This is a genomic window from Blastococcus sp. SYSU D00868 (genome assembly GCF_054050575.1).
Map to the genome: position 1 here is coordinate 50,022 of NZ_JBJGZO010000024.1, position 20,910 is coordinate 70,931.

General features: G+C 75.6%; 22 protein-coding genes. 15 read left to right on the plus strand and 7 right to left on the minus strand.

The genetic code is table 11. The annotated features are described in order from the left end of the window. Genes dut through ACI79F_RS18210 form a run of 3 tightly spaced genes read right to left on the minus strand, consistent with a single transcriptional unit; the run spans position 1 to position 1,742 of the window. Positions 1 to 480, minus strand: coding sequence for a dUTP diphosphatase (gene dut, locus ACI79F_RS18200; protein WP_456546497.1), 480 nt, complete (start codon positions 478 to 480; stop codon positions 1 to 3). Between the two features lie 50 nt (positions 481 to 530). Beyond that, positions 531 to 1,430 carry a hypothetical protein gene (locus tag ACI79F_RS18205; protein WP_456546498.1) on the minus strand — a complete coding sequence of 300 codons (900 nt, stop codon included), beginning with the start codon at positions 1,428 to 1,430 and terminating at the stop codon, positions 531 to 533. Positions 1,431 to 1,439: 9 nt separating this feature from the next. After that, the gene (locus tag ACI79F_RS18210) at positions 1,440 to 1,742 is read right to left on the minus strand and encodes a DUF4193 domain-containing protein (protein WP_456546499.1); all 303 of its coding nucleotides are present in this window, start codon (positions 1,740 to 1,742) and stop codon (positions 1,440 to 1,442) included. A gap of 308 nt (positions 1,743 to 2,050) precedes the next feature. On the opposite strand from ACI79F_RS18210, the gene ACI79F_RS18215 reads away from it, so the two are divergent. Both ACI79F_RS18215 and ACI79F_RS18220 read left to right on the plus strand, forming a co-directional pair. Further along, complete coding sequence (locus tag ACI79F_RS18215; RefSeq protein ID WP_456546500.1) at positions 2,051 to 3,097, plus strand: phosphotransferase family protein; 1,047 nt, start codon at positions 2,051 to 2,053, stop codon at positions 3,095 to 3,097. 47 nt (positions 3,098 to 3,144) lie between these two features. Beyond that, on the plus strand, positions 3,145 to 3,699 hold the full coding sequence (locus tag ACI79F_RS18220; RefSeq protein WP_456546501.1) for a LytR C-terminal domain-containing protein: 555 nt from the start codon (positions 3,145 to 3,147) through the stop codon (positions 3,697 to 3,699). A 122-nt stretch (positions 3,700 to 3,821) separates the two neighbouring features. On the opposite strand, the gene ACI79F_RS18225 is transcribed toward ACI79F_RS18220, so the two are convergent. Further along, positions 3,822 to 4,634, minus strand: a complete 813-nt coding sequence (locus tag ACI79F_RS18225; RefSeq protein WP_456546502.1) for an inositol monophosphatase family protein — start codon at positions 4,632 to 4,634, stop codon at positions 3,822 to 3,824. A gap of 97 nt (positions 4,635 to 4,731) precedes the next feature. Here ACI79F_RS18225 and ppgK point away from each other — a divergent pair, with 97 nt between their 5' ends. The 5 genes from ppgK to ACI79F_RS18250 all read left to right on the plus strand — a co-directional run bounded on the left by ppgK (position 4,732) and on the right by ACI79F_RS18250 (position 11,626). After that, positions 4,732 to 5,475, plus strand: a complete 744-nt coding sequence (gene ppgK, locus ACI79F_RS18230) for a polyphosphate--glucose phosphotransferase (protein WP_456546503.1) — start codon at positions 4,732 to 4,734, stop codon at positions 5,473 to 5,475. A 293-nt stretch (positions 5,476 to 5,768) separates the two neighbouring features. Then, the gene (locus tag ACI79F_RS18235) at positions 5,769 to 7,076 is read left to right on the plus strand and encodes an RNA polymerase sigma factor (protein ID WP_456546504.1); all 1,308 of its coding nucleotides are present in this window, start codon (positions 5,769 to 5,771) and stop codon (positions 7,074 to 7,076) included. A 448-nt stretch (positions 7,077 to 7,524) separates the two neighbouring features. Further along, a complete protein-coding gene (locus ACI79F_RS18240) occupies positions 7,525 to 7,725 on the plus strand; it encodes a DUF7455 domain-containing protein (RefSeq protein WP_456546505.1) in 201 nt (66 codons plus the stop codon). 159 nt (positions 7,726 to 7,884) lie between these two features. Next, positions 7,885 to 10,503 carry a VanW family protein gene (locus ACI79F_RS18245; protein WP_456546506.1) on the plus strand — a complete coding sequence of 873 codons (2,619 nt, stop codon included), beginning with the start codon at positions 7,885 to 7,887 and terminating at the stop codon, positions 10,501 to 10,503. 73 nt (positions 10,504 to 10,576) lie between these two features. Beyond that, positions 10,577 to 11,626, plus strand: a complete 1,050-nt coding sequence (locus ACI79F_RS18250) for a YihY/virulence factor BrkB family protein (protein ID WP_456546507.1) — start codon at positions 10,577 to 10,579, stop codon at positions 11,624 to 11,626. A 5-nt stretch (positions 11,627 to 11,631) separates the two neighbouring features. Here ACI79F_RS18250 and ACI79F_RS18255 read toward each other — a convergent pair whose 3' ends face one another. Next, on the minus strand, positions 11,632 to 11,862 hold the full coding sequence (locus ACI79F_RS18255; protein WP_456546508.1) for a DUF3039 domain-containing protein: 231 nt from the start codon (positions 11,860 to 11,862) through the stop codon (positions 11,632 to 11,634). 69 nt (positions 11,863 to 11,931) lie between these two features. On the opposite strand from ACI79F_RS18255, the gene ACI79F_RS18260 reads away from it, so the two are divergent. The 6 genes from ACI79F_RS18260 to ACI79F_RS18285 all read left to right on the plus strand — a co-directional run bounded on the left by ACI79F_RS18260 (position 11,932) and on the right by ACI79F_RS18285 (position 17,884). Then, positions 11,932 to 12,861: a pseudouridine-5'-phosphate glycosidase gene (locus ACI79F_RS18260; RefSeq protein ID WP_456546509.1), complete on the plus strand. Its 930-nt coding sequence runs from the start codon at positions 11,932 to 11,934 to the stop codon at positions 12,859 to 12,861. Positions 12,862 to 12,878: 17 nt separating this feature from the next. Then, positions 12,879 to 13,757, plus strand: a complete 879-nt coding sequence (locus ACI79F_RS18265; RefSeq protein ID WP_456546510.1) for a carbohydrate kinase family protein — start codon at positions 12,879 to 12,881, stop codon at positions 13,755 to 13,757. Between the two features lie 156 nt (positions 13,758 to 13,913). Next, entirely contained in the window at positions 13,914 to 14,942 is a 1,029-nt protein-coding gene (locus tag ACI79F_RS18270; RefSeq protein WP_456546511.1) for an iron-siderophore ABC transporter substrate-binding protein, read from the plus strand. A 25-nt stretch (positions 14,943 to 14,967) separates the two neighbouring features. After that, positions 14,968 to 16,011: a FecCD family ABC transporter permease gene (locus ACI79F_RS18275; RefSeq protein WP_456546512.1), complete on the plus strand. Its 1,044-nt coding sequence runs from the start codon at positions 14,968 to 14,970 to the stop codon at positions 16,009 to 16,011. Continuing rightward, entirely contained in the window at positions 16,008 to 17,060 is a 1,053-nt protein-coding gene (locus ACI79F_RS18280; protein ID WP_456546513.1) for a FecCD family ABC transporter permease, read from the plus strand. The genes ACI79F_RS18275 and ACI79F_RS18280 overlap by 4 nt, the downstream gene beginning before the upstream one ends. Further along, positions 17,057 to 17,884, plus strand: coding sequence for an ABC transporter ATP-binding protein (locus ACI79F_RS18285; RefSeq protein WP_456546514.1), 828 nt, complete (start codon positions 17,057 to 17,059; stop codon positions 17,882 to 17,884). The genes ACI79F_RS18280 and ACI79F_RS18285 overlap by 4 nt, the downstream gene beginning before the upstream one ends. Positions 17,885 to 17,900: 16 nt before the next feature. Here ACI79F_RS18285 and ACI79F_RS18290 read toward each other — a convergent pair whose 3' ends face one another. Beyond that, positions 17,901 to 18,251: a DUF3099 domain-containing protein gene (locus ACI79F_RS18290; protein ID WP_456546515.1), complete on the minus strand. Its 351-nt coding sequence runs from the start codon at positions 18,249 to 18,251 to the stop codon at positions 17,901 to 17,903. Between the two features lie 148 nt (positions 18,252 to 18,399). Then, entirely contained in the window at positions 18,400 to 18,984 is a 585-nt protein-coding gene (locus ACI79F_RS18295; RefSeq protein ID WP_456546516.1) for an HhH-GPD-type base excision DNA repair protein, read from the minus strand. Between the two features lie 88 nt (positions 18,985 to 19,072). Between ACI79F_RS18295 and dtd the strand changes: the two genes are divergently transcribed. Both dtd and sigB read left to right on the plus strand, forming a co-directional pair. Continuing rightward, positions 19,073 to 19,504 (plus strand): D-aminoacyl-tRNA deacylase, encoded by a 432-nt coding sequence (gene dtd / locus ACI79F_RS18300; protein ID WP_456546517.1) that lies wholly within the window; start codon positions 19,073 to 19,075, stop codon positions 19,502 to 19,504. 255 nt (positions 19,505 to 19,759) lie between these two features. After that, complete coding sequence (sigB, locus tag ACI79F_RS18305; RefSeq protein WP_456546518.1) at positions 19,760 to 20,743, plus strand: RNA polymerase sigma factor SigB; 984 nt, start codon at positions 19,760 to 19,762, stop codon at positions 20,741 to 20,743. Positions 20,744 to 20,910: the final 167 nt, after the last annotated feature.

Consider the following 20,910-nt stretch of genomic DNA (forward strand, 5'->3'; position numbering starts at 1 on the left):
TCAGGCCTCCCCGCCCACGCCGGTGGAGCCGTGCCCGCCGTCGCCCCGCTCGGTGCCCGGCAGCTGCTCGACCGGCACGAACCGGGCGCGCACCACCGGCTGCACCACCAGCTGGGCCACCCGGTCACCGCGCCGCAGGGTCAGCGGCGTCGTCGGGTCCAGGTTCACCAGGTTCACCTTGATCTCCCCCCGGTAGCCGGCGTCGATGGTCCCCGGCGCGTTGACCAGGCTCAGCCCGAGCCGGTGCGCCAGGCCCGAGCGCGGGTGCACGAAACCGGCGTACCCCTCCGGGATCGCCACGGCCACCCCGGTGCCGACCAGGGCCCGCTGCAGCGGGGCGAGCTCGACGTCCTCGGTCACCGACAGGTCGGCGCCGGCGTCGCCCGGGAGGGCGTAGCGGGGCGGGACGGCCTCCGGCCCGGACAGCCGCACCGGCACCTCCACCTCGGCGGGACCGGCGGCGACGGGGGGATGCAGCACGGGCCCGATCCTAGGAGGACCGCCCCGCGGCCACCGGAGGCCGCCGCGGCTCAGCGCGGCGACCGGCGCAGGTCGGTGAGGATCCGGCGGGCCAGCGTCTCGGTGGCCTTGCGGTTGCCGCGGCCCCCCAGGGCGGCGCCCAGCAGGAAGGGGGCGGCGGCGGGGGCGCTGCGGGCCAGGCGGCGCCCGAGGCGGCGGCGCAGGGCCCGGAAGCCGGCGCTGCCGAGCACCGTGCCGAGCCCGGCCGTGCCGGCCCGGTCGACGGCGTGCTGCGCCGACCAGCTGGCCAGGTAGGCCGCGGCCCGCTCGCGGGCGTCGCCGTGCGGCGCCCGGCCGTGCAGCTCGTGCAGCTCGCCGAGCAGCACGACCTCCACCGCCGCGACCAGGACCGTCTCGGCGGCGAGCTCCAGGGGCAGCGCGAGGAGGGACGGCGGCGCGAACCAGTGCGCCGCCGACAGGCCGCCGGTCGCCGCGCCCACCGCGGCGGTGAGCCGGCCGGCGCGGGCGACCAGCGCGTCGGCGATCTCCTCGTCCGAGGCGCCGGGGTGGGCGGCCCGCAGCCGGGCCGCATCGCGGATCGGCAGCCGCGGGGCGGCGGCGGCCAGCAGGCCGCCCAGCGGCCCCGCGGGCCCCCGCTCGTCGTCCGGGGCGGCCGACGGCCCGGCCCCGCCGCGCGCCCGGCCGGCGCCCAGCACCGCGGTGACCGCCGCCGCCACGTCGCGCAGCGTGCTGCCCACCGCGCGGGCGCCGCCGGCGGTCCCGCCGGTCGTCCCGTCGGTCGCCGTCGCGCGGCCCGGGTCGCCGAGCAGACCGGAGACGGCGTCGGCGAGCAGCCGGGCCGCCCGGGCGGCGCCGCCCTCGGGCGCGTCCGGGGTCGGGCCGCCCGGCGCGGGGACGGGCCGCGGTGGCGGCACGTCCCGCGCGGGGCCGGTTCGGGAGGAGTGCGTCACGGGCGGACCTCAGGCAGCGCAGTCCCGGCAGAACAGCTGGTCGCCGCGGGTCGAGGCGAGCCGGCTGCGGTGCTGCACCAGGAAGCAGCGCGAGCAGGTGAACTCGTCCTCCTGCTTGGGCAGCACGCGGACGGTGAGCTCCTCGTTGCTCAGGTCGGCGCCGGGCAGCTCGAGGTTCTCGTTGAAGTCGGTCTCGTCCACGTCGACGGACGAGGACTGTGCCTCCGCGCGCCGCGCCTTGAGTTCCTCGAGCGAGTCCTCGCCGAGCTCGTCCGCCTCGTTGCGGCGCGGGGCGTCGTAGTCGGTGGCCATGGGATGTGCCCCTCCTCCGGGGTGCTGTCGGGCTCTCGCCCGCCTCGTCGACGGTGGCCCGGGGGCCACCGTCCTGGCCGGTCGCACGGGGCGACCGGGTGGTCGGTCCCGGCGCCCGGCACGTCTCGCCGGGCGCTGGGGATCCGCCGCCGGGCCACCCCGTTCCCGGCTCGCGGGCCTGGCGGCGGAGGACCGGCAGGCCCCCCAACGCCGTGCGGCCCCGGTTTGTGCCCGGCTGGTCGCGTCCGACACATCCGCGCCGGATCGGGCCCGGGGGGCCGCGGAGCGCCAGAGGTTACCCTGCGGCCGTGTCGACTCCTGTGGGTGCTGATCCGGCCGTCGTGGGCCCCTACCTCGCCACCGCGCTGGGCGACGAGCGCTGGCGGCGGGTCACCGTCGACCTGATCGCCGCGGGCATGTCCAACCTCACGTACGTGGTCACGCCCGAGGGCGGTTCCGCGGACGACGCGGTGATCCTGCGCCGGCCGCCCACCGGCGCCGTGCTGGCCACCGCGCACGACATGGCGCGGGAGCACCGGGTGATCTCCGCGCTGGGCGGGACCGCCGTCCCGGTGCCGCGGACGCTGCACCTGTGCACCGACACCGCCGTCCTCGGGGCGCCCTTCTACGTGATGGAGAAGGTCGACGGGGTGCACGTCGTGGACGCGCTGCCCCCCGGCTACGCGGACGAGCCGGCCCAGCGGCGGGCGATCGGCGACGGGCTGGTCGACGTGCTGGCCGACCTGCACGCGGTCGACCCGGCGGCGGTCGGGCTGGGCGACTTCGGCCGCCCGGAGGGCTTCACCGCCCGCCAGGTGCGGCGCTGGGCCAAGCAGTGGGACGCCACCCGCGACCGCGAGCGGCCGGAGATGGACGCCCTGGCCGCCCGGCTGACCGAGACCGTGCCGGCGACCCAGCGGTCCGGGGTCGTCCACGGCGACTACCGGCTGGACAACTGCCTGCTCGACCCGGGCACGCCGGGCCGGATCCGCGCGGTGCTGGACTGGGAGATGTCCACGCTCGGCGACCCGCTGACCGACATCGGCATGCTGTTCATCTACTGGCCCGAGCCCGGCGAGGTGCCCCCGGCGGTGCAGACCGCGGTCACCGCGCTGCCCGGCTTCCCCACCCGCCGGGACATCGCCGAGCGGTACGCGCAGCGCAGCGGCATGGACCTGTCCGACCTGTCCTGGTACGTCGGCTTCGCCTACTTCAAGTTCGCGGCGATCGTGGCGGGGATCGTCGCCCGCTCCGCGGCCGGCGCCATGGCCGGCAAGGACACCAGCGGCTTCGCCGAGCGCATCGACGGCTGCGTGGAGCGAGGACGCGCCGCGCTGGACGACGATGCGATCTAGGGCGAGCGGCCGCCCCTAGACTCCCGCGCCGTGGGACTGGAGCAGCGGTGAGCACGACCACCGACCGTCCGGCGGTCCGCCCGCGCAGCGGACGCCGTCCCCTCCCCCCGATCATCTTCCTGCTGGTGCTGGCCATCGCCGCGCTCGGCGTGTGGTGGAAGGTGTTCGGGGACGCCGCCGCCGAGGAGGAGCGGGAGGACGCCGCCTGCGCGGTCGCCTCCACCGCCCCGCCGCAGCTGGACCCCTCCACGGTGCGGCTGCGCGTGTTCAACGCCACCGACACCGCCGGGCTCGCCCAGCAGGTCGCCGCCGACCTGCAGGGCCGCGGGTTCACCGTGGAGGAGATCGCCAACGACCCGACCGACCGCGAGGTCACCGGGGTCGGCGAGATCCGGCACGGCCACCCCGGCACCGAGGTCGCCTCCTACATGGCCGTGTACCTCGAGGGCGCCGGCGACTGGCTGGACACCCGCGCCACCGACCTCGTCGACGTCGTCATCGGCCCGGAGTTCGCCGGGCTGCGGACGCCGGAGGAGGTCGCCGCCGTGCTCAACCCGGCGTCGAGCGCCGCGGCGGAGTGCGACCAGGCCGTCGCCGGCTGACCCCGCCCGACCCCGCGCCACGATCAGGTCCCCTGATCGTGGCGCGTCCTCCCTCACGGTCTGCGGTGAGGGAGGACGCGCTGGCGTGAGGGAGGACGCGCTGCGGTGAGGGAGGACGCCGGTCAGGCGTGCAGGCGGGTCACCAGGTCGACGAACGGCCCGGCCACCGACGGGGCCACCGCGATCGCCATCGGCTCCGCGAACGGCCGGCCCGGCAGGCCGGTGACCACCGCGCCCGCCTCCGCGGCCACCAGCGCCCCGGCGGCGTGGTCCCAGGGCTTGAGACCGGTCTCGTAATAGGCGTCCGCACGGCCGGCCGCCACGGTGCACAGGTCCAGGGCCGAGGAGCCGTGCCGGCGGATGTCGCGCACCTGCGGCAGCAGCTCGGCGACGACCGCGCCCTGCACGCGCCGCTGCTCCACCCGGTAGCCGAAGCCGGTGAGGACGAGGGTCTGCTCCAGCGACGCCGGGCTGCTCGCCCCCAGCCGGACGGGCTCCGGCCGGGCCGGAGAGGTCTCGAAGGCGCCGCCGCCGGCCGTGGCCGTGTAGCGCTCCCCGGTCAGCACGTTGTGCACCACGCCGGCGACCACCTGCCCGTCGACCTCGGCCGCGATCGACACGGCGAAGGCCGGCAGGCCGTACAGCAGGTTCACCGTGCCGTCGACGGGGTCGACCACCCAGCGCACGCCGGTGGTGCCGGGCCGCTCGCCGCCCTCCTCCCCCAGCAGCCCGTCGGCGGGCCGGGCGCCGAGCAGCCGGCCGGTGATCAGCTCCTCCGCGGCCCGGTCCACGGCGGTGACCACGTCGGTCGGGCTGGACTTCGTGTCCACCTGCGCCGCCGCGCCCGCCCGTTCCCGGGCGATGAGCGCGGCGGCCTCGGCGGCCGTGGCGACGGCCAGGTCGAGCAGGGCGGCGGGCGGCGGGGGCGCGGTCACCCCGCGATCCTGCCCCGCCGGACCGGTCCCACCCTTCCGGGGCCTGCCGCGGGCCCGCGGGGCGCGCGCGGCGCGGCGGGCCTCTTAGGGTGACGCCGTGCAGGGCTTCGGCGTGGACATCGGCGGCAGCGGGATCAAGGGGTGCGTGGTCGACCTCGAGCGCGGTGAGCTGCTCGGCGAGCGGGTGCGCATCCCGACGCCGCAGCCCTCCCTGCCCGAGCCGGTGTTCGACACCGTCGCCCAGATCGTCGGGCAGTTCGGCTGGACCGAGCGGATCGGCGTCACGTTCCCCGGCGTCCTCAAGAAGGGCATCGCCCACACCGCGGCCAACGTGGACAAGAGCTGGCTGGGGACGCACCTGGCCGAGGGGGTCGAGGAACGCATCCCGGGCACGGTGCAGAGCCTCAACGACGCCGACGCCGCCGGCATCGCCGAGATGCGCTACGGCGCCGGCCGCGGCCACGACGGCGTGGTGCTCATGCTCACGTTCGGCACCGGCATCGGCAGCGCCCTGTTCACCGACGGCGTCCTCGTGCCCAACACCGAGTTCGGGCACATCCAGGTCGACGGCGAGGACGGCGAGAAGAGCGCCTCCGCGGCCGCCCGCGAGCGGGAGGACCTCAGCTACCCGCAGTGGGCCAAGCGGGTCGACCGCTACCTCGACGTCCTCGAGGCCGGGGTGTGGCCCGACCTGATCATCGTGGGCGGCGGGGTGAGCAAGAAGGCGGACAAGTGGGTGCCCCTGCTGTCCACCCGCACGCCGGTCGTGCCGGCCCAGCTGCTCAACGACGCCGGGATCGTCGGCGCGGCGCTCGCGGCCGCGGAGGGCATCGGCCGCTGAACCGGGTCCTCGGACCCTGGTCACCCGCACCGGTGACCGTTCGGCGTCGCCGTGCGCCCCGTCCGGGCGAGGTCGCGCCCGCGAACACGGTGGAACCACGCCGAGGCGTCGTTACAATGGAGGAGCCCCGCCCCGTCGCTCCCAGCCGAGAGGCATCCCCCAGCCGCGCGCCGGTCAAACGACGCGCCGGGCCCCGGGGTCCCGCTCAGCGCTCACCGACGGCGGTCGAGGCCGCTACCCGGGGACCGATCGGTTCCCCGGGGAACGGGACCCAGCACGGGAAGGAACCCTGAGTGCCCGCCGAAACGCCCGCACCGGACACCGCCACCGCCGCCAGTCGCGCGAGGACGGCCGCCGGCAAGGCCGCCCCCGCGGCGGCCCGCAGCAAGAAGGCCCCGGCGAAGACCGGCACGAAGAGCCGCACCAAGCCCAGCATCGCCCCGTCGCCCGGCGCGGGCGAGGGTGGCGCCGTGCTGACCGCGGTCGCGACCGAGGAGTCGGCCGTCGCGGTCGTCGACGCCGGGGAGGGTCTCAGCATCGACGAGACCGTCGTCGCCGGCCCCGACGGCCCGGACAACGAGCCGGCCGCCGAGGAGACCGCCGAGGGCGGCGACTTCGAGTGGGACGACGAGGAGGAGTCCGAGGCGCTGCGCCAGGCGCGCAAGGACGCCGAGATGACCGCCTCGGCGGACTCGGTCCGTGCCTACCTCAAGCAGATCGGCAAGGTCGCCCTCCTCAACGCCGAGGAGGAGGTCGACCTCGCCAAGCGGATCGAGGCCGGGCTCTACGCCGCCGAGCGGCTGCGCCAGGTCGAGGAGGAGGGCCAGAAGCTCTCCCCGCAGATGCGCCGCGACCTCAACTGGATCGTCCGCGACGGCGAGCGCGCCAAGAACCACCTGCTGGAGGCCAACCTCCGCCTGGTGGTCTCCCTCGCCAAGCGCTACACCGGCCGCGGCATGGCGTTCCTGGACCTCATCCAGGAGGGCAACCTCGGCCTGATCCGCGCGGTCGAGAAGTTCGACTACACCAAGGGCTACAAGTTCTCCACCTACGCCACGTGGTGGATCCGCCAGGCCATCACCCGCGCCATGGCCGACCAGGCCCGCACCATCCGCATCCCGGTGCACATGGTCGAGGTCATCAACAAGCTCGGCCGCATCCAGCGCGAGCTGCTCCAGGACCTCGGCCGCGAGCCGACCCCGGAGGAGCTGGCCAAGGAGATGGACATCACCCCGGACAAGGTGCTGGAGATCCAGCAGTACGCCCGGGAGCCCATCAGCCTCGACCAGACCATCGGCGACGAGGGCGACAGCCAGCTCGGCGACTTCATCGAGGACTCCGAGGCCGTCGTGGCGGTCGACGCGGTGAGCTTCACGCTCATGCAGGACCAGCTGACCAGCGTGCTGCAGACGCTGTCCGAGCGGGAGGCCGGCGTCGTCCGGCTGCGGTTCGGCCTGACCGACGGCCAGCCGCGCACGCTCGACGAGATCGGCCAGGTCTACGGCGTGACCCGCGAGCGGATCCGCCAGATCGAGTCGAAGACCATGTCCAAGCTGCGCCACCCCAGCCGCTCCCAGGTGCTGCGCGACTACCTGGACTGACGAAGGACCCCGCCGCAGGACGGCCGGCGACCCCTCGGGGCGCCGGCCGTCGTCGTCCGGATGTCCGGCGCGTGTGCCGCACGTTGCCCCGAGGGGCCTGTGTTGCGACGAGGTCACGATCTCACCCTCTGGTGCCGGACGGGCCGTGTACGACCACACCTGTCGGGTATCCGGCGTAGCGTTGGCGACGTTCAGAACAGCAGCGGACCCACCAGCCGGAGCAGGCCGGCGCACGGAACCCCACAGACCGACCGACGACAGACCAGCACCACCCAGGCATGAGTCCCTGCTGGACCCCACCGGCACCACCGGTCGCGGGTGTCCCGTCTCACGGCGGGTCCCACGGCCGACCCGCCGCCAGTGGGAACACGGGGAGCCATCCTGGCGCTGTGCAGGAGGCCGATCCGCATTCGCGGGTCCGTGCGGCAGAGAGCGAGTGATGAGCCAGATGACCCAGACGCTGACGACGACGATCCCCGCCGACGACCTCGTCGTCCCCTTCCACTGCGACCGCTGCGGTGCGCTGGCCAAGGTGCGGGTCGTCCTCCCCAGTGGCAGCGACCTCGTCTTCTGCGGGCACCACGCCCGGGAGTACGAGGGCAAGCTCCGTGACATGGCCGCCGACATCATCGAGACCGACGGCGAGTAGACCCTCTCGCAGTACACGGAGGCGCTATCGTCGCGGACAGCGATGAAGCCCTCACCCGACGCCGCCGCCGGTGTCCCCCGTTCGCGTGAAGCGGACGAGGGCCCGGCGGCTCCGTCGTTCCCGGGTAGCCCCGGTCGACGGCCACCCGAGGAACACCCCATGCCGCAGCACCCCGTGACCTCCGACGAGACCGCCCGGCTGGACGGGCCCGTCCCCGCCGCGCCGGAGGCTGCACCCCCCGCACCCCCCGCACCCCCCGCACCCCCCTCGCCGCCGGACGCCGCCCCCGAGGCCGCCCAGCCCGCGCCGGGGACCGCTCCCGACCCCGCGTCGGCGACCGCCGCCGAGTCGGCCGCCCCGGCCGAGGTCCCCGCCGCCGAGGAGGGCCCCGTGGCCGCCGGCCCCGCCGCGGCCCCGCTGTCCGACGACACCCGTCCCGTCCCCCGCGACCGCGGCCCCGTGCCGGGGGACCCCGCGCCCGCCACCGGCGAGGACACCCCGCCGGCCCCGGTCCAGCCGGCCTGGGACGCGACCGCCGACATCCGCTTCGCCCCCGGTCAGGCGCCGGGTGAGCTCGCGGGTGACCAGCCGCCCCCGCCGCCGTCCGGGATGCGCGACACCGCCCCGGTCCTCGGCCCGGCGCCCACGCACGGCACCGCGCCCGACACCGGCCACGACAGGCCCCACGCCGCCGTGCACGACACCGCGGCCATCACCGACGCGCCCGCCGACGACACCGCCGTGATCGGCGGCACCGCCGCGCTGCAGGACACCGCGACGATCGGCGGGCCGCCGGCGAACGTGGACACCGCGGCCCCCGAGCCCCTCGTCCCCGGCTTCGGCGCCCCGGCCGGGGACGGTCCCGGCGGGCACGACCGCGGCGGCGACCGCCCCGACGGGCACGACCGCGGGGGCCCCGGTGGCGACGGCCCCGGAGCCGGTGGCCCGGGTTCTCCCGCGGGCGCCCCGCGCCGCCCGTGGTGGCGGCGCCCGGCGGTCCTCGCCCCGGCGGCCGCCGTCGTCGTCCTGGGCGGCGCCTACGGCGTGGACCTGCTCGTCGCCGGGGACGACGTCCCGCGCAACACCGTCGTGGCGGGCGTGGACATCGGCGGCCTCTCCCCCGCCGAGGCGGCCCGCGAGCTCGGGCAGGTGGAGGAGCGGATCTCCGCCGAGCACACGCTGCAGGTCGGCGAGCAGTCCCGGCCGTTCCTGCCCGCCGAGGCCGGAATCGCGCTGGACGTCGACGGCACCGTGGACGCCGCCTCCGGGCAGCCGCTCAACCCCTGGACCCGGCTGACCAGCTTCTTCACCGAGCGCGAGATCGACCCGGTCCTGTCCGGCGAGGCGGCGCTGACCGAGCGGGTGGACGCCCTCGCCAACGAGGTGGACCTCGTGCCGGTGGACGCCGGGATCGCCATCGAGGGCACCACCGCCACCGTCACCCCGCCGGCGGCCGGCACCGCGCTGGACCGGGAGGGTGCCGTCGAGGCGATCACCACCGCCCTGGCCACCGCCGACCCCGCGGAACCGATCGAGCTGCCCGTGGAGGAGGTCCCGTTCGCGGTGACCGCCGAGGAGGCGCAGCGGGTCCTCGACGAGGTCGTCACCCCGGGCCTCGCCGCCCCCGTGACCGTGGACAGCTCCGACGGGACCGCCTCGGTCGAGGTGCCCGTCGAGGCCATCGCCGCCTCGCTGACCTTCACGCCGCAGGACGGCCAGCTCGCCGTCGGCATCGACCCCGCGCGCCTGGCCGAGGCGATGGGCGAGGACCTGACCGCCTTCGGCGAGCCCGCGCAGGACGCCCGCTTCGAGGTGGCCGGCGGCGCGGTGCAGGTCGTCCCGTCGGTCGACGGCACCGGGATCGACCCGGCGGCGCTGGCGACCTCGCTCGTCGACGTCCTGCCCTCCCCCGCGCCACGACAGGTCGTCGCCGAGCTCGGGCCCGTGCCGGCCGACCTGACCACCGAGGAGGCCCAGGCGCTGGGCATCCGCGAGGAGATCAGCAGCTTCACGACCTCGACCGGCAACAACGCCAGCGGCACCAACATCCGCGTGGTCGCCGAGGAGGTCGACGGCGCCCTGGTGCTCCCGGGCGAGACGTTCAGCCTGAACACCTACACGGGCCCGCGGGGCACCGCGCAGGGCTACGTGCCGGCCAACGTCATCAGCGGCGGGCAGTTGTCCACCGCGGTCGGCGGCGGGATCAGCCAGTTCGCCACGACGATGTTCAACGCGGTGTTCTTCGCCGGGCTCGAGGACGTCTACCACAAGCCGCACACCTTCTACATCAGCCGCTACCCCGCCGGCCGCGAGGCGACGGTGTACGAGGGCCAGATCGACCTGCAGTGGCGCAACGACTCCGACACCGGGGTCTTCGTCGACACGCAGTGGGTGCCGGCCGCCGGCGGGGGCGGCTCCATCACGGTCACCTTCTACGGGACCAAGCGCTTCGAGATCGAGGCCGTCGAGGGGCCGCGCACCAACTACCGCGCGCCCCGGTCGCTGGAGAAGCCGGACGACGGGTCCTGCATCTCCCAGACCGGCGTGCAGGGCTTCGACGTCACCGTGACCCGCATCTTCCGCGACCTGCAGACCGGCGACGAGATCCGGCGGGAGACGTTCAGCACCTCCTACGCGGCCGAGGACAGCATCCGCTGCGTGCCGGTCGCGCCGGAGCCCGACCCGGCCACCACGGACCCCAACGCCCCTCCCGCGTCCGGCCCGGCGCCGGCGCCGGGTCCCGCCGGACGCCGTCCGGGCGGGCGCCGGGCGGCCTGAGCCGCGGCGGCCCGCCGGCCGCGACACCCCTCGCCGTCCCCCTCCCCGCAGGTCCGGCGTGCACACTGGTCGGATGAGCGCCGTGCTGCCCGGGGGCTCCCCGGCGCACGCCGGCGAGCCCCCCGACCTCCCGGCCGACGGGGGCCCGTCCGGCAGCACCGCGTCCGGCGCCGGCCGGTCCCGCACGCCGGCCCGGTGGACGGCGCCCATCCGCGTCCCGGCGCAGGTGCTCGGCCGGACGGTGGCCAAGGCCTGGCAGGACCGGATCCTCGGGCTCTCCGGCGAGGCCGCGTTCTGGCAGGTGCTCGCCATCCCGCCGCTGCTCATCGCGCTGCTCGGGTCCCTGGGCTACCTCGGCGACTGGATCGGCGGCGACACCGTCACCCGCATCGAGGACCAGCTGGTCGACGCCTCGGCCAACGCCCTCACCGCCGACGTCGTCGACGACCTCGTGCGGCCCACGCTGGCCGACATCCTCGGGTCCGGGCGGCTGGACATCGTCAGCCTCGGCTTCCTGCTCACCCTGTGGGCGGGCTCCTCGGCGACCGCGACCTTCATGAACACGATCGTGATCGCCTACGACCAGCGTGACGTGCGCGGCCCGATCGCCACCCGGCTGATGGCGCTGTGGCTGTTCGTCGTCGGCCTGCTGCTGGCCGTGCTCACCCTGCCGCTGCTGGTCCTGGGGCCCGGCCTGCTGGTCGACCTCTTCCCCGCCGACTGGCAGGGCACGGCCACCGTGCTGGTGAACGCCGTCTACGGCCCCGTCGTCCTGATCGGGCTCGTGCTGGCGCTGACGAGCTTCTACCACGTGATCCTGCCGCGCCGGTTGCCGTGGCGCCGGCACCTGCTCGGCGCCCTGCTGGCGATGACCTTCTTCTTCCTCGCGGCCACGGTCCTGCGGGTCTACATCTCCGACATCCTGGTCACGGCGCTGCCCTACGGCGCGCTGGCGACCCCGATCGCCGTCCTGCTGTTCTGCTTCTTCTTCGGCATGGCGCTGCTGCTGGGCGCCGAGCTCAACGCCACGGTCCAGGAGCGGTGGCCCGCGCCGCTGCGCCGGCACGAGAAGCGCCGGCAGCAGCGCCGTGCGGAGAAGCTGGAGCGGGCCCGGAGGATGTAGCGGGCTCAGTCCTTCTTGAGCTGCTCGTAGATCTCCTTGCAGGCGGGGCAGACCGGGCTGCCCGGCTTGGGGCTCTTGGTGACCGGGAAGACCTCCCCGCACAGCGCCTCGACCAGGGTGCCCATCACCGCGCTCTCGGCGATCTTGTTCTTCCGCACGTAGTGGAAGACCTCGTTGGCGTTGCCGGTGTCGCCCTCGCGGACGTCGGGCTTCTCGAGGATGTCGGTGCTGCTCACGACGGTGCTCCCAGGGTCGGGGACGGGGCTCGTCCGGGCGGACCGGACACCGACGTCCATGATGACAGGGTGACCGCCGCACCTCCCTCCCCTCCTCTGCAGCTGTCCTCCGAGGTGGCCGACGCGCTGGCCGCCGGCGCCCCGGTCGTCGCCCTGGAGAGCACGCTGCTGGCCCACGGCCTGCCGCGGCCGGACAACCGGGCCGCGGCCGACGACGTGGAGGGTGCGGTCCGGGCGGGGGGCGCGGTACCGGCCACCATCGCCGTGCTGGACGGCGTGGCGCACGTCGGCCTGACCTCCGCGCAGGTCGACCGGGTGTGCGCCGACCCCGACCTGGCCAAGCTCGGCGTGCGGGACCTGCCCGTGGCCGCCGCGCTCGGCGTCTCCGGCGCCACCACCGTGTCGAGCACCGCCCTGCTGGCCGAGCGCGCCGGCATCGGGGTGTTCGCCACCGGCGGCCTGGGCGGCGTGCACCGTCAGGCAGGCGAGACCTTCGACGAGTCCGCCGACCTCACCGCCCTGTCACGCACCTCGCTGGCGGTCGTCTGCGCGGGCGTGAAGTCGATCCTCGACGTCCCGGCCACCCTCGAGCGGCTGGAGAGCCTGTCGGTCACCGTGATCGGCTACGGCACCCGGACCTTCCCCGGCTTCTACGTGGCCGACTCCGGGTCCACCGTGGACTGGTCGGTCGACGACCCGGCGCAGGCCGCCGCGGTGCTCGCCGCGCGGCGGGGGCTGTCCGCCGGGGCGGTGGTGGTGGCCAACCCGCTGCCCGTCGAGGAGGAGCTGGACCGCGGCCTGCACGACCGGGTCATCGCCGACGCCCTCGCCGCCGCCGACGCGTACGGCGTCCGGGGCAAGGCCGTGACGCCGTTCGTGCTGGACCACCTGCACCGCGCTAGCGCGGGGGCCACCCTCGCGGTCAACGTGCGGCTGGTGCTGCGCAACGCGGAGCTGGCCGGGCGGATCGCCGCCGCGCTGGCCGCGCTGCCGGCCTGACCGGGAGCGGGACGCCGGTGGCGCGGTCCGTCGTCGTGGTCGGCGACGTCGCCACCGACGTCGTCGCCGTCCTGTCCGGGGAGCCGGCGCCCGGCTCCGACCGCCCGGCCACCATCCGGACGCGGGGCGGCGGGGCGGGCGCGAACGTCGCGGTGCACCTGGGCCGGCTGGGCGTGCCGGTCACCCTGGCCGGCTGCGTCGGGGCGGACGCCGCCGGGACGGCGCTGCTGGCCGAGCTCGCCGCGGCCGGGGTCTCCGCCGCCGTCCGCGCGGTGCCGGACACCGGGACCGGCACGATCGTCAGCCTGGTCGAGCCCGGCGGGCAGCGCAGCATGCTCGCCGACCGCGGCGCCAACCTCGCGCTCACCCCGGCCGACCTGCCCCCGGTCGGCACCGGGGACCACCTGCACGTCTCCGGCTACACGCTGCTGGACCCGCGGCCGCGGACGGCGGGGCTGGCCGCGCTCGCCGCCGCGGCGGCGGCCGGGGCGACCACCTCGCTGGACCCGGCGTCGACCGGCCCGCTGGCCGCCTACGGCGTGGACCGCTGGCTGGCCGACACCACCGGCGTGACGCTGCTGCTGCCCAACGCCGACGAGGCCCGGCTGCTCACCGGCTGCGCCGACCCGGCCGATGCCGCCCGGGCGCTCGCCGGCCGGCACCCGGCCGTCGCGGTGACCCTCGGCGCCGACGGGGCGCTGTGGTGCGCCGGCGGGCGGCTGGTGCACCGCCCGGCGCTACCCGCCACGGTGGTCGACACCACCGGCGCCGGCGACGCGTTCACCGCCGGCCTGCTCGCCGCGTGGCTGGCCGACCCGGGCGCCGACCCCGCCCGCCTGCTGGACGCCGGGGCCGCGCTGGCCGCCGAGGTGGTGCGGCGGCCCGGCGCCCGCTGAGGCCAACCGTGACCTGATCGTGACCGGGACGAAGGCAAGGGTGTCCTAAGTTCGGTGAGCCAATCCTCACCTCGTCGGGTTCGACGGGGCGGCTCGCACCGGGCCGCGAGGACGACCCGACCGGCGCTCGCGCGCCACCCCGACCGGAAGGACCCCATGCGCCGCGCCCCGCGCCTCGCCGCGCTCACCACCGCCGCCCTGCTCGTCGGCGGCCTCGCCGCCTGCGGCGACGACTCCTCCGACGACGCCTCGGGTGGCGGCGGCGACACGTTCACCATCGAGCACGCCTTCGGCACCACGACGATCGAGGGCACGCCCGAGCGCGTCGCCACGGTGCAGTGGGCCAACCACGAGGTGCCGCTGGCCCTCGGCGTCGTCCCGGTCGGCATGGCCGCCGCGAACTTCGGCGACGACGACGGCGACGGCCTGCTGCCGTGGGTGTCCGAGCGGCTCGAGGAGCTGGGCGCCGAGACCCCGGTGCTGTTCGACGAGACCGACGGCATCGACTTCGAGGCCGTGGCCGACACCGAGCCCGACGTCATCCTCGCCGGCTACTCCGGGCTGACCCAGGAGGACTACGACACCCTCAGCGAGATCGCCCCGGTCGTGGCGTTCCCCGAGGCGCCGTGGGCCACCCCGTGGCGGGAGATGATCGAGATCAACGCCGCCGGCATGGGCATGGCCGAGGAGGGCGAGCAGCTCGTCGCCGACCTCGAGGCCGAGATCGCCGACACCGTCGGGCAGTACCCGCAGCTGGCCGGCCGGTCGACGATGTTCCTCACCCACGTCGACACGACCGACCTGAGCGAGGTCAGCTACTACACGCCGTTCGACACCCGCAGCGCGTTCTTCGAGGACCTGGGGCTGGCCACGCCGGCCAGCGTCGAGGCGGCCTCGACGGACTCCGAGCAGTTCTCGGGCACGATCAGCGCCGAGCAGATCGACACGCTGGACGACGTCGAGATCATCGTGACCTACGGCGACCAGGAGCTGGTCGACGCGCTGGCGGGCGACCCGCTGCTGTCGCAGATGCCGGCCGTGGCCAACGGCGCGATCGTCCTGCTGCCCGACACCCCGCTGGGCACCGCGGCGAACCCGACCCCGCTGGCGATCTCCTGGGTGCTCGAGGACTACGTGGGCATGCTCGCCGAGGCCGCCGACAAGGCCGGGGCCCCCGCCGCGTGATCGACCGCTCCCCGGTCGCGGCCCCGTGACCTCGGCCCACCCCGTCCCGACCCCGGACGCCGCCGCACGGCGACGTCCGGGGTCGGTCCGGTTCCTCTGGCTGCTCGTCGTCCTGGGGGTGCTGGCCCTGCTGATGGCCGCCTCGGTGGCGATCGGCTCCCGCGGCGTCGGCTGGTCCGACGTCCTCGCCGCCCTCGGCGGGTCCTCCGACACCATCGAGGAGGCGGCCGTGACCAAGCGCATCCCGCGGACCGTCCTCGCCGTGCTGGTCGGCGCGGCCCTCGGCCTGGCCGGCGCGGTGATGCAGGGCGTGACCCGCAACCCGCTGGCCGACCCCGGCGTCCTCGGCATCAACATGGGCGCCTCGCTCGCGGTGGTCGCCGGCCTGGCCTGGTTCGGCCTGTTCAGCGCGACCAGCATCATCGTCACGGCGATCGCCGGCGCCGCCGTCGCGGCCGTGTTCGTCTACGCCGTCGGCTCGCTGGGCCGCGGCGGCCCGACGCCGCTCAAGCTCGCGCTGGCCGGCGCGGCCACGTCGGCGGCGCTCACCTCATTCATCACCGCCATCGCCCTGCCCCGCGGGGACATCGCCGCCAACGTGCAGTCGTTCCAGGTCGGCGGGGTGGGCGGCGCGGTCTTCGCGAACATCACGCCGGTGCTGCCGTTCCTCGCGGTCGGCCTGGCGATCAGCCTGCTGTCGGCCCGCAGCCTGAACTCCTTGGCGCTGGGCGACGAGCTCGCGGCGGGCCTGGGCGAGCGCGTCGCCCTCGCCCGCGGGGTCGCGGCGCTGGGCTCGGTGCTGCTGTGCGGCGCGGCCACCGCGGTCGCCGGCCCGATCTGGTTCGTCGGCCTCGTCGTCCCGCACCTGTGCCGGCTGCTCGTCGGCGTGGACCACCGCTGGCTGCTGCCGTTCTCCGCGCTGGCCGGCGCGTGCCTGCTGGTCGCCTCCGACGTGATCGGCCGGGTCGTCGCCCGCCCCTCCGAACTCGACGTCGGGATCATCACCGCCCTGATCGGCGCCCCCTTCTTCATCGCCGTCGTGCGCCGCCAGCGGGTGCGCGAGCTGTGACCGTCGTCGTCCCCGCGCCGGCGGCCACGGTCGACGCGGTCGCCCGCGCGCGGGTCCGCCGCGCCGCCCGCCGCCGCCTGGTGATCGTGGTGCTGCCGGCGCTCGTGGTCGCCGCGTTCGTGCTCACGCTGATGGTCGGCCAGACGTTCTACCCGATCGACGAGGTGGTGCGCGTCGTCCTCGGCGAGCGGGTGCCCGGGGCCACGTTCACCGTCGGGCGGCTGCGGCTGCCGCGCGGCGTGCTCGCGATCGTCGCCGGCCTCAGCTTCGGCCTGGCCGGTGTCACCTTCCAGACGATGCTCCGCAACCCGCTGGCCAGCCCCGACGTCATCGGCATCACCTCCGGCGCCGGCGCCGCGGCCGTCTTCGGCATCGTCGTCCTGTCGCTGGGCGGGACGGCGGTGTCCACGCTGGCGGTCGCCGCGGCCCTGGGCGTGGCGCTGCTGATCTACCTGCTGTCGTTCAGGGGCGGCGTCGCCGGCACCCGGCTGATCCTCATCGGCATCGGCGTCGGCGCGATGCTCAACAGCGTCACCTCCTACGTGCTGACCAAGGCCGGCCAGTGGGACTACCAGGAGGCGCTGCGCTGGCTGACCGGCAGCCTCAACGGCACGACGTGGGAGGCGGTCGCGCCCGCCCTGGTCGCGCTGCTGGTGCTGGGGCCGGTGCTGCTCGGCCAGACGCGCAACCTCTCCGCGCTGCAGCTGGGCGACGACGCGGCCGCCGCGCTCGGCGTCCGCGTCGAGCGCACCCGGCTGGTCGCCATCGTCTGCGCAGTCGGCGTGATCGCCTTCGCCACGGCCGCGTGCGGGCCGATCGCCTTCGTGTCGTTCCTCGCCGGCCCGATCGCGGCGCGCATCGTCGGCCCCAACGGCTCGCTGCTCGTGCCCGCCGCCCTGGTCGGCGCCCTGCTGGTGCTGGTCGCCGACCTGGTCGGCCAGTTCGCCCTGGAGACCCGGTTCCCGGTCGGCGTCGTCACCGGGGTGCTGGGCGCGCCGTACCTCATCTACCTGATCATCCGCACCAACCGCGCCGGAGGCTCGCTGTGACCGCCACCCACTCGCTCACCGCCGAGGAGCTCACGCTCGCCTACGGCGAGCGGACGGTGATCGAGGGCCTGGACCTGGTCGTGCCGGCGGGCCGCATCACGGCGATCGTTGGGGCCAACGCCTGCGGCAAGTCGACGCTGCTGCGCTCGATGTCCCGGCTGCTGTCCCCGCGCGCCGGCCGGGTGCTGCTCGACGGCAGGGCGGTGCACCGGATGCCGGCCAGGGAGCTGGCCCGCACGCTCGGCCTGCTGCCGCAGTCGCCGATCGCGCCGGAGGGCATCACCGTGGCCGACCTCGTCGGCCGCGGCCGGCACCCGCACCAGGGCGTGTTCTCCCGGTGGAGCCGCGAGGACGACGCCGCGGTGGCCGCCGCGCTGGAGGCGACCGCGACGACGGAGCTGGCCGACCGGGCCGTCGACGAGCTCTCCGGCGGGCAGCGCCAGCGGGTCTGGATCGCGATGGCCCTGGCCCAGCAGACCGACCTGCTGCTGCTGGACGAGCCGACCACGTTCCTCGACGTCGCCCACCAGGTCGAGGTGCTGGACCTGCTCACCGACCTGAACCGCACCCGCGGGACGACGGTCGTGATGGTGCTGCACGACCTGAACCTCGCCGCCCGCTACGCCGACCACCTGGTGGCGATGGCCGACGGCCGGATCCACGCCGGCGGGAGCCCGGCCGAGGTGCTGACCGAGGACTGCGTGCGCGCGGTCTTCGGCCTGGACAGCCGGGTGGTCGTCGACCCGACGTCGGGCGCGCCGCTCATGCTGCCGCTGGGCCGCCACCACGTGGCGACGCCGGCCGAGGTGAGCCCGCGCGGCTGACCGCGGGCCCCGGGTCTCAGTGCTCGATGACCCGCCCGGGCTCGATGGCGCGGCGGGTCCGCACCGGGTCCTCGAGGGTGCGCTCGGGCCGGTAGCGGTGGGCGTCGACCCGCTTCTTCGGCGGGCCGTCGTTGGCCATGACGACGGCGATCCAGGGCAGCACCGTGCCGAGTACGGCGAAGATGATCGCCAGCCAGAGGATCTGGTAGAAGGCCGCGGCCAGCACGATGCTCATGAGCCGGACGGCCATGGTGAGGACGTAGCGCCGCTTCCGGGCGGCGTGCTGCTCGGCCAGGCTGGGCGCGGCCTCGGTGATGAGGACCGGCTCGGCTCGCCGGGATCGTGCGGACTGCTGGCTGGAGGCCACGAGCGCCCTTCCCTGGACTCGCCGGGGGGTGGTGGCGAGGAGTCGGCGAGCGGATCCGTCGGCCCCGGAGCCCCCCGGCTCCTGGCGCCCATCGTGCCACCCGATCGCGCACGATGCAGGTGGCTCCGGGCGCTTTCTCCGGCGCAGGTCAGGAGCCGGCGGCGGCCTTCGCGGCCTGCTTCTTCTCCTGCTTGGTGCGGCGCACCTCGGCCAGCGACTCGGGGCCGGTGATGTCGGCGACCGAGCGCCGCGACCCCTCCTCGCCGTACTCCCCCGCCGCCTCCCGCCAGCCGGGCGGGGTCACGCCGTACTGCTTGCCGAGCAGGGCGACGAGGATCTTGGCCTTCTGCGCGCCGAAGCCGGGCAGCTCCCCGATCCGCTTCAGCAGCGTCTTCCCGTCCGGCGCGTCGGCCCACAGCGCCTCGGCCCGCCCGTCGTAGCGCTCGACCAGCAGCCGGCACACCGCCTGCGCCCGGCCGGCCATCGACCCGGGGTAGCGGTGGACGGCGGGCGGGCCCTGGAACCAGGCGGCCATCCGCTCGGGGTCGGCGTCGGCGATCTCCGTGGCCGAGAGCGTCTCCACGCCCATCCGGTCGGCGAGCAGGCGCGGGCCGGCGAAGGCGCGCTCCATCGGGAACTGCTGGTCGAACAGCATGCCGAGGAGCAGGGCCAGCGGGTCGCGGCCGAGCAGCTCGTCGGCGCGCGGGTCCTGGGTCAGCGTCAGCGGGGGCACCGGGGAATCGTGCCGCATCGCCCGCGCCCGGGGGGACCGCGCCCGGGGGGACCGCGGGCCGCGCCGGCCCACCGGCGAGGATGGACCGGTGCGCGCGGTGGTGAGCAGGGTGGCCACGGCGGCCGTGTCCGTGGACGGCACCGTGGTCGGCGAGATCGGCCGCGGGCTGCTGGCGCTGGTGGGCGTGGGCCGGGCGGACGACGCCGACCGCGCCCGCGCCCTGGCCCGCAAGGTGCACGAGCTGCGCGTCTTCCCCTCCCCCGACGGCGCGGCCTCGGCCGCCGACCTAGGCCTGCCCGTCCTCGTGGTCAGCCAGTTCACCCTCTACGCCGACACGCGGAAGGGCCGCCGCCCGTCCTGGGCCGACGCGGCGCCGGGCGAGGTCGCCGAGCCGCTGGTGGAGGAGGTGGTGGCCGAGCTCCGCCGGCGCGGCGCGACGGTCGCCACGGGCGTGTTCGGGGCCCGCATGGCCGTCTCGTCGGTCAACGACGGGCCGATGACGCTGCTGCTCGAGGTCTGACTTCCGCGGGTGTAGTTCGATCCCCCGCCCCGGCGGGTAGGCCCGTGACGCAACACACGCCCTGTGCGTTTGCTGTGAAGCGTCCGATCGTGGAACACGCAACCGGGTTGCAGCCGTTGGACTGGCCGTACCACGACGGACACACAAGTGAGGGCCCCCCAGCCGACCGAGGCCCTCGGACAGACGCCCGGTCGCCCCGCCGCCCATCGACGCCCGGCGGGGCATCCGAACCAGAGGCAAGGACGAAGACAGATCGTGACGCTCCTGCAGTCTTCCCCCAACGACGCCCTCGAGGTCCGCTCGCCCCGCCGCGAGCCCGACACCAGCGGCCTGGTGTCCACCGACCTCGTCCGGGTGTACCTGAACACCATCGGCAAGACCGCCCTGCTGACCGCCGAGCAGGAGGTCGAGCTCGCCAAGCGCATCGAAGCGGGTCTCTACGCCGAGCGGCTGCTGGCCGAGCGGCAGCTCACCCCCGCCCTGCAGCGGGACTACAAGGCCCTGGCCGTCGACGGCAAGGCCGCCAAGCGGCACCTGCTCGAGGCGAACCTGCGGCTCGTGGTGTCGGTGGCCAAGCGCTACACCGGCCACGGCATGACGTTCCTGGACCTCATCCAGGAGGGGAACGTCGGCCTGATCCGCGCGGTCGAGAAGTTCGACTACACCAAGGGCTTCAAGTTCTCCACCTACGCCACGTGGTGGATCCGCCAGGCGATCACCCGCGCCATGGCGGACTCCGGCCGCACCATCCGGCTGCCCGTCCACCTGGCCGAGCAGGTCAACAAGGTGGTGCGCACCCGGCGCCGGATCCACCAGGAGCTGGAGCGCGAGCCCACCGCCGAGGAGCTGGGTCTCGAGCTGGACATGACCCCCGAGCGGATCACCGAGCTGCTCGAGTACAGCCGCGACCTGGTCAGCCTCGACCAGACGGTCGGTGCCGACGAGGAGTCCCGGCTCGGTGACTTCATCGAGGACGCCGACGCCGCGGTCGCCGAGGACGCCGTCGCCTTCCAGATGATGAAGGGCGACGTCCGCAACGTGCTGCAGACGCTGGAGGAGCGGGAGCGCGACGTCGTCGTCCTCCGCTTCGGCCTGGACGGCGGCCAGCCCCGCACCCTGGAGCAGATCGGCAAGCAGTTCGGGCTGTCCCGCGAGCGGGTCCGCCAGATCGAGCGCGAGACGATGGCCAAGCTGCGCGACCCGCAGCGAGCCGACGCCCTGCGCGACTACCTGGCCTGAGTTCCCGACGGCGAGAGGCCCGTCCCCTGCGGGGGGCGGGCCTCTCGCCGTCCTCCCCCACCTCAGCGCGTCCTCCCTCACCGCAGCGGGGGGGGGGGGGGGGGCGCCCCGCGGGGGGGGGGGCGGCGGGCGCGCCGCGCGCCCCTCTCCCCCCCCCCCCCCCCCCC

Coding starts and splice junctions, on each gene's coding strand:
- ACI79F_RS18250 (WP_456546507.1), top strand. CDS start 10,577: ATGAGCGCCGTGCTGCCCGGGGGCTCCCCGGCGCACGCCGGCGAGCCC.
- ACI79F_RS18240 (WP_456546505.1), top strand. CDS start 7,525: ATGACCCAGACGCTGACGACGACGATCCCCGCCGACGACCTCGTCGTC.
- ACI79F_RS18210 (WP_456546499.1), bottom strand. CDS start 1,742: ATGGCCACCGACTACGACGCCCCGCGCCGCAACGAGGCGGACGAGCTC.
- ACI79F_RS18245 (WP_456546506.1), top strand. CDS start 7,885: ATGCCGCAGCACCCCGTGACCTCCGACGAGACCGCCCGGCTGGACGGG.
- ACI79F_RS18270 (WP_456546511.1), top strand. CDS start 13,914: ATGCGCCGCGCCCCGCGCCTCGCCGCGCTCACCACCGCCGCCCTGCTC.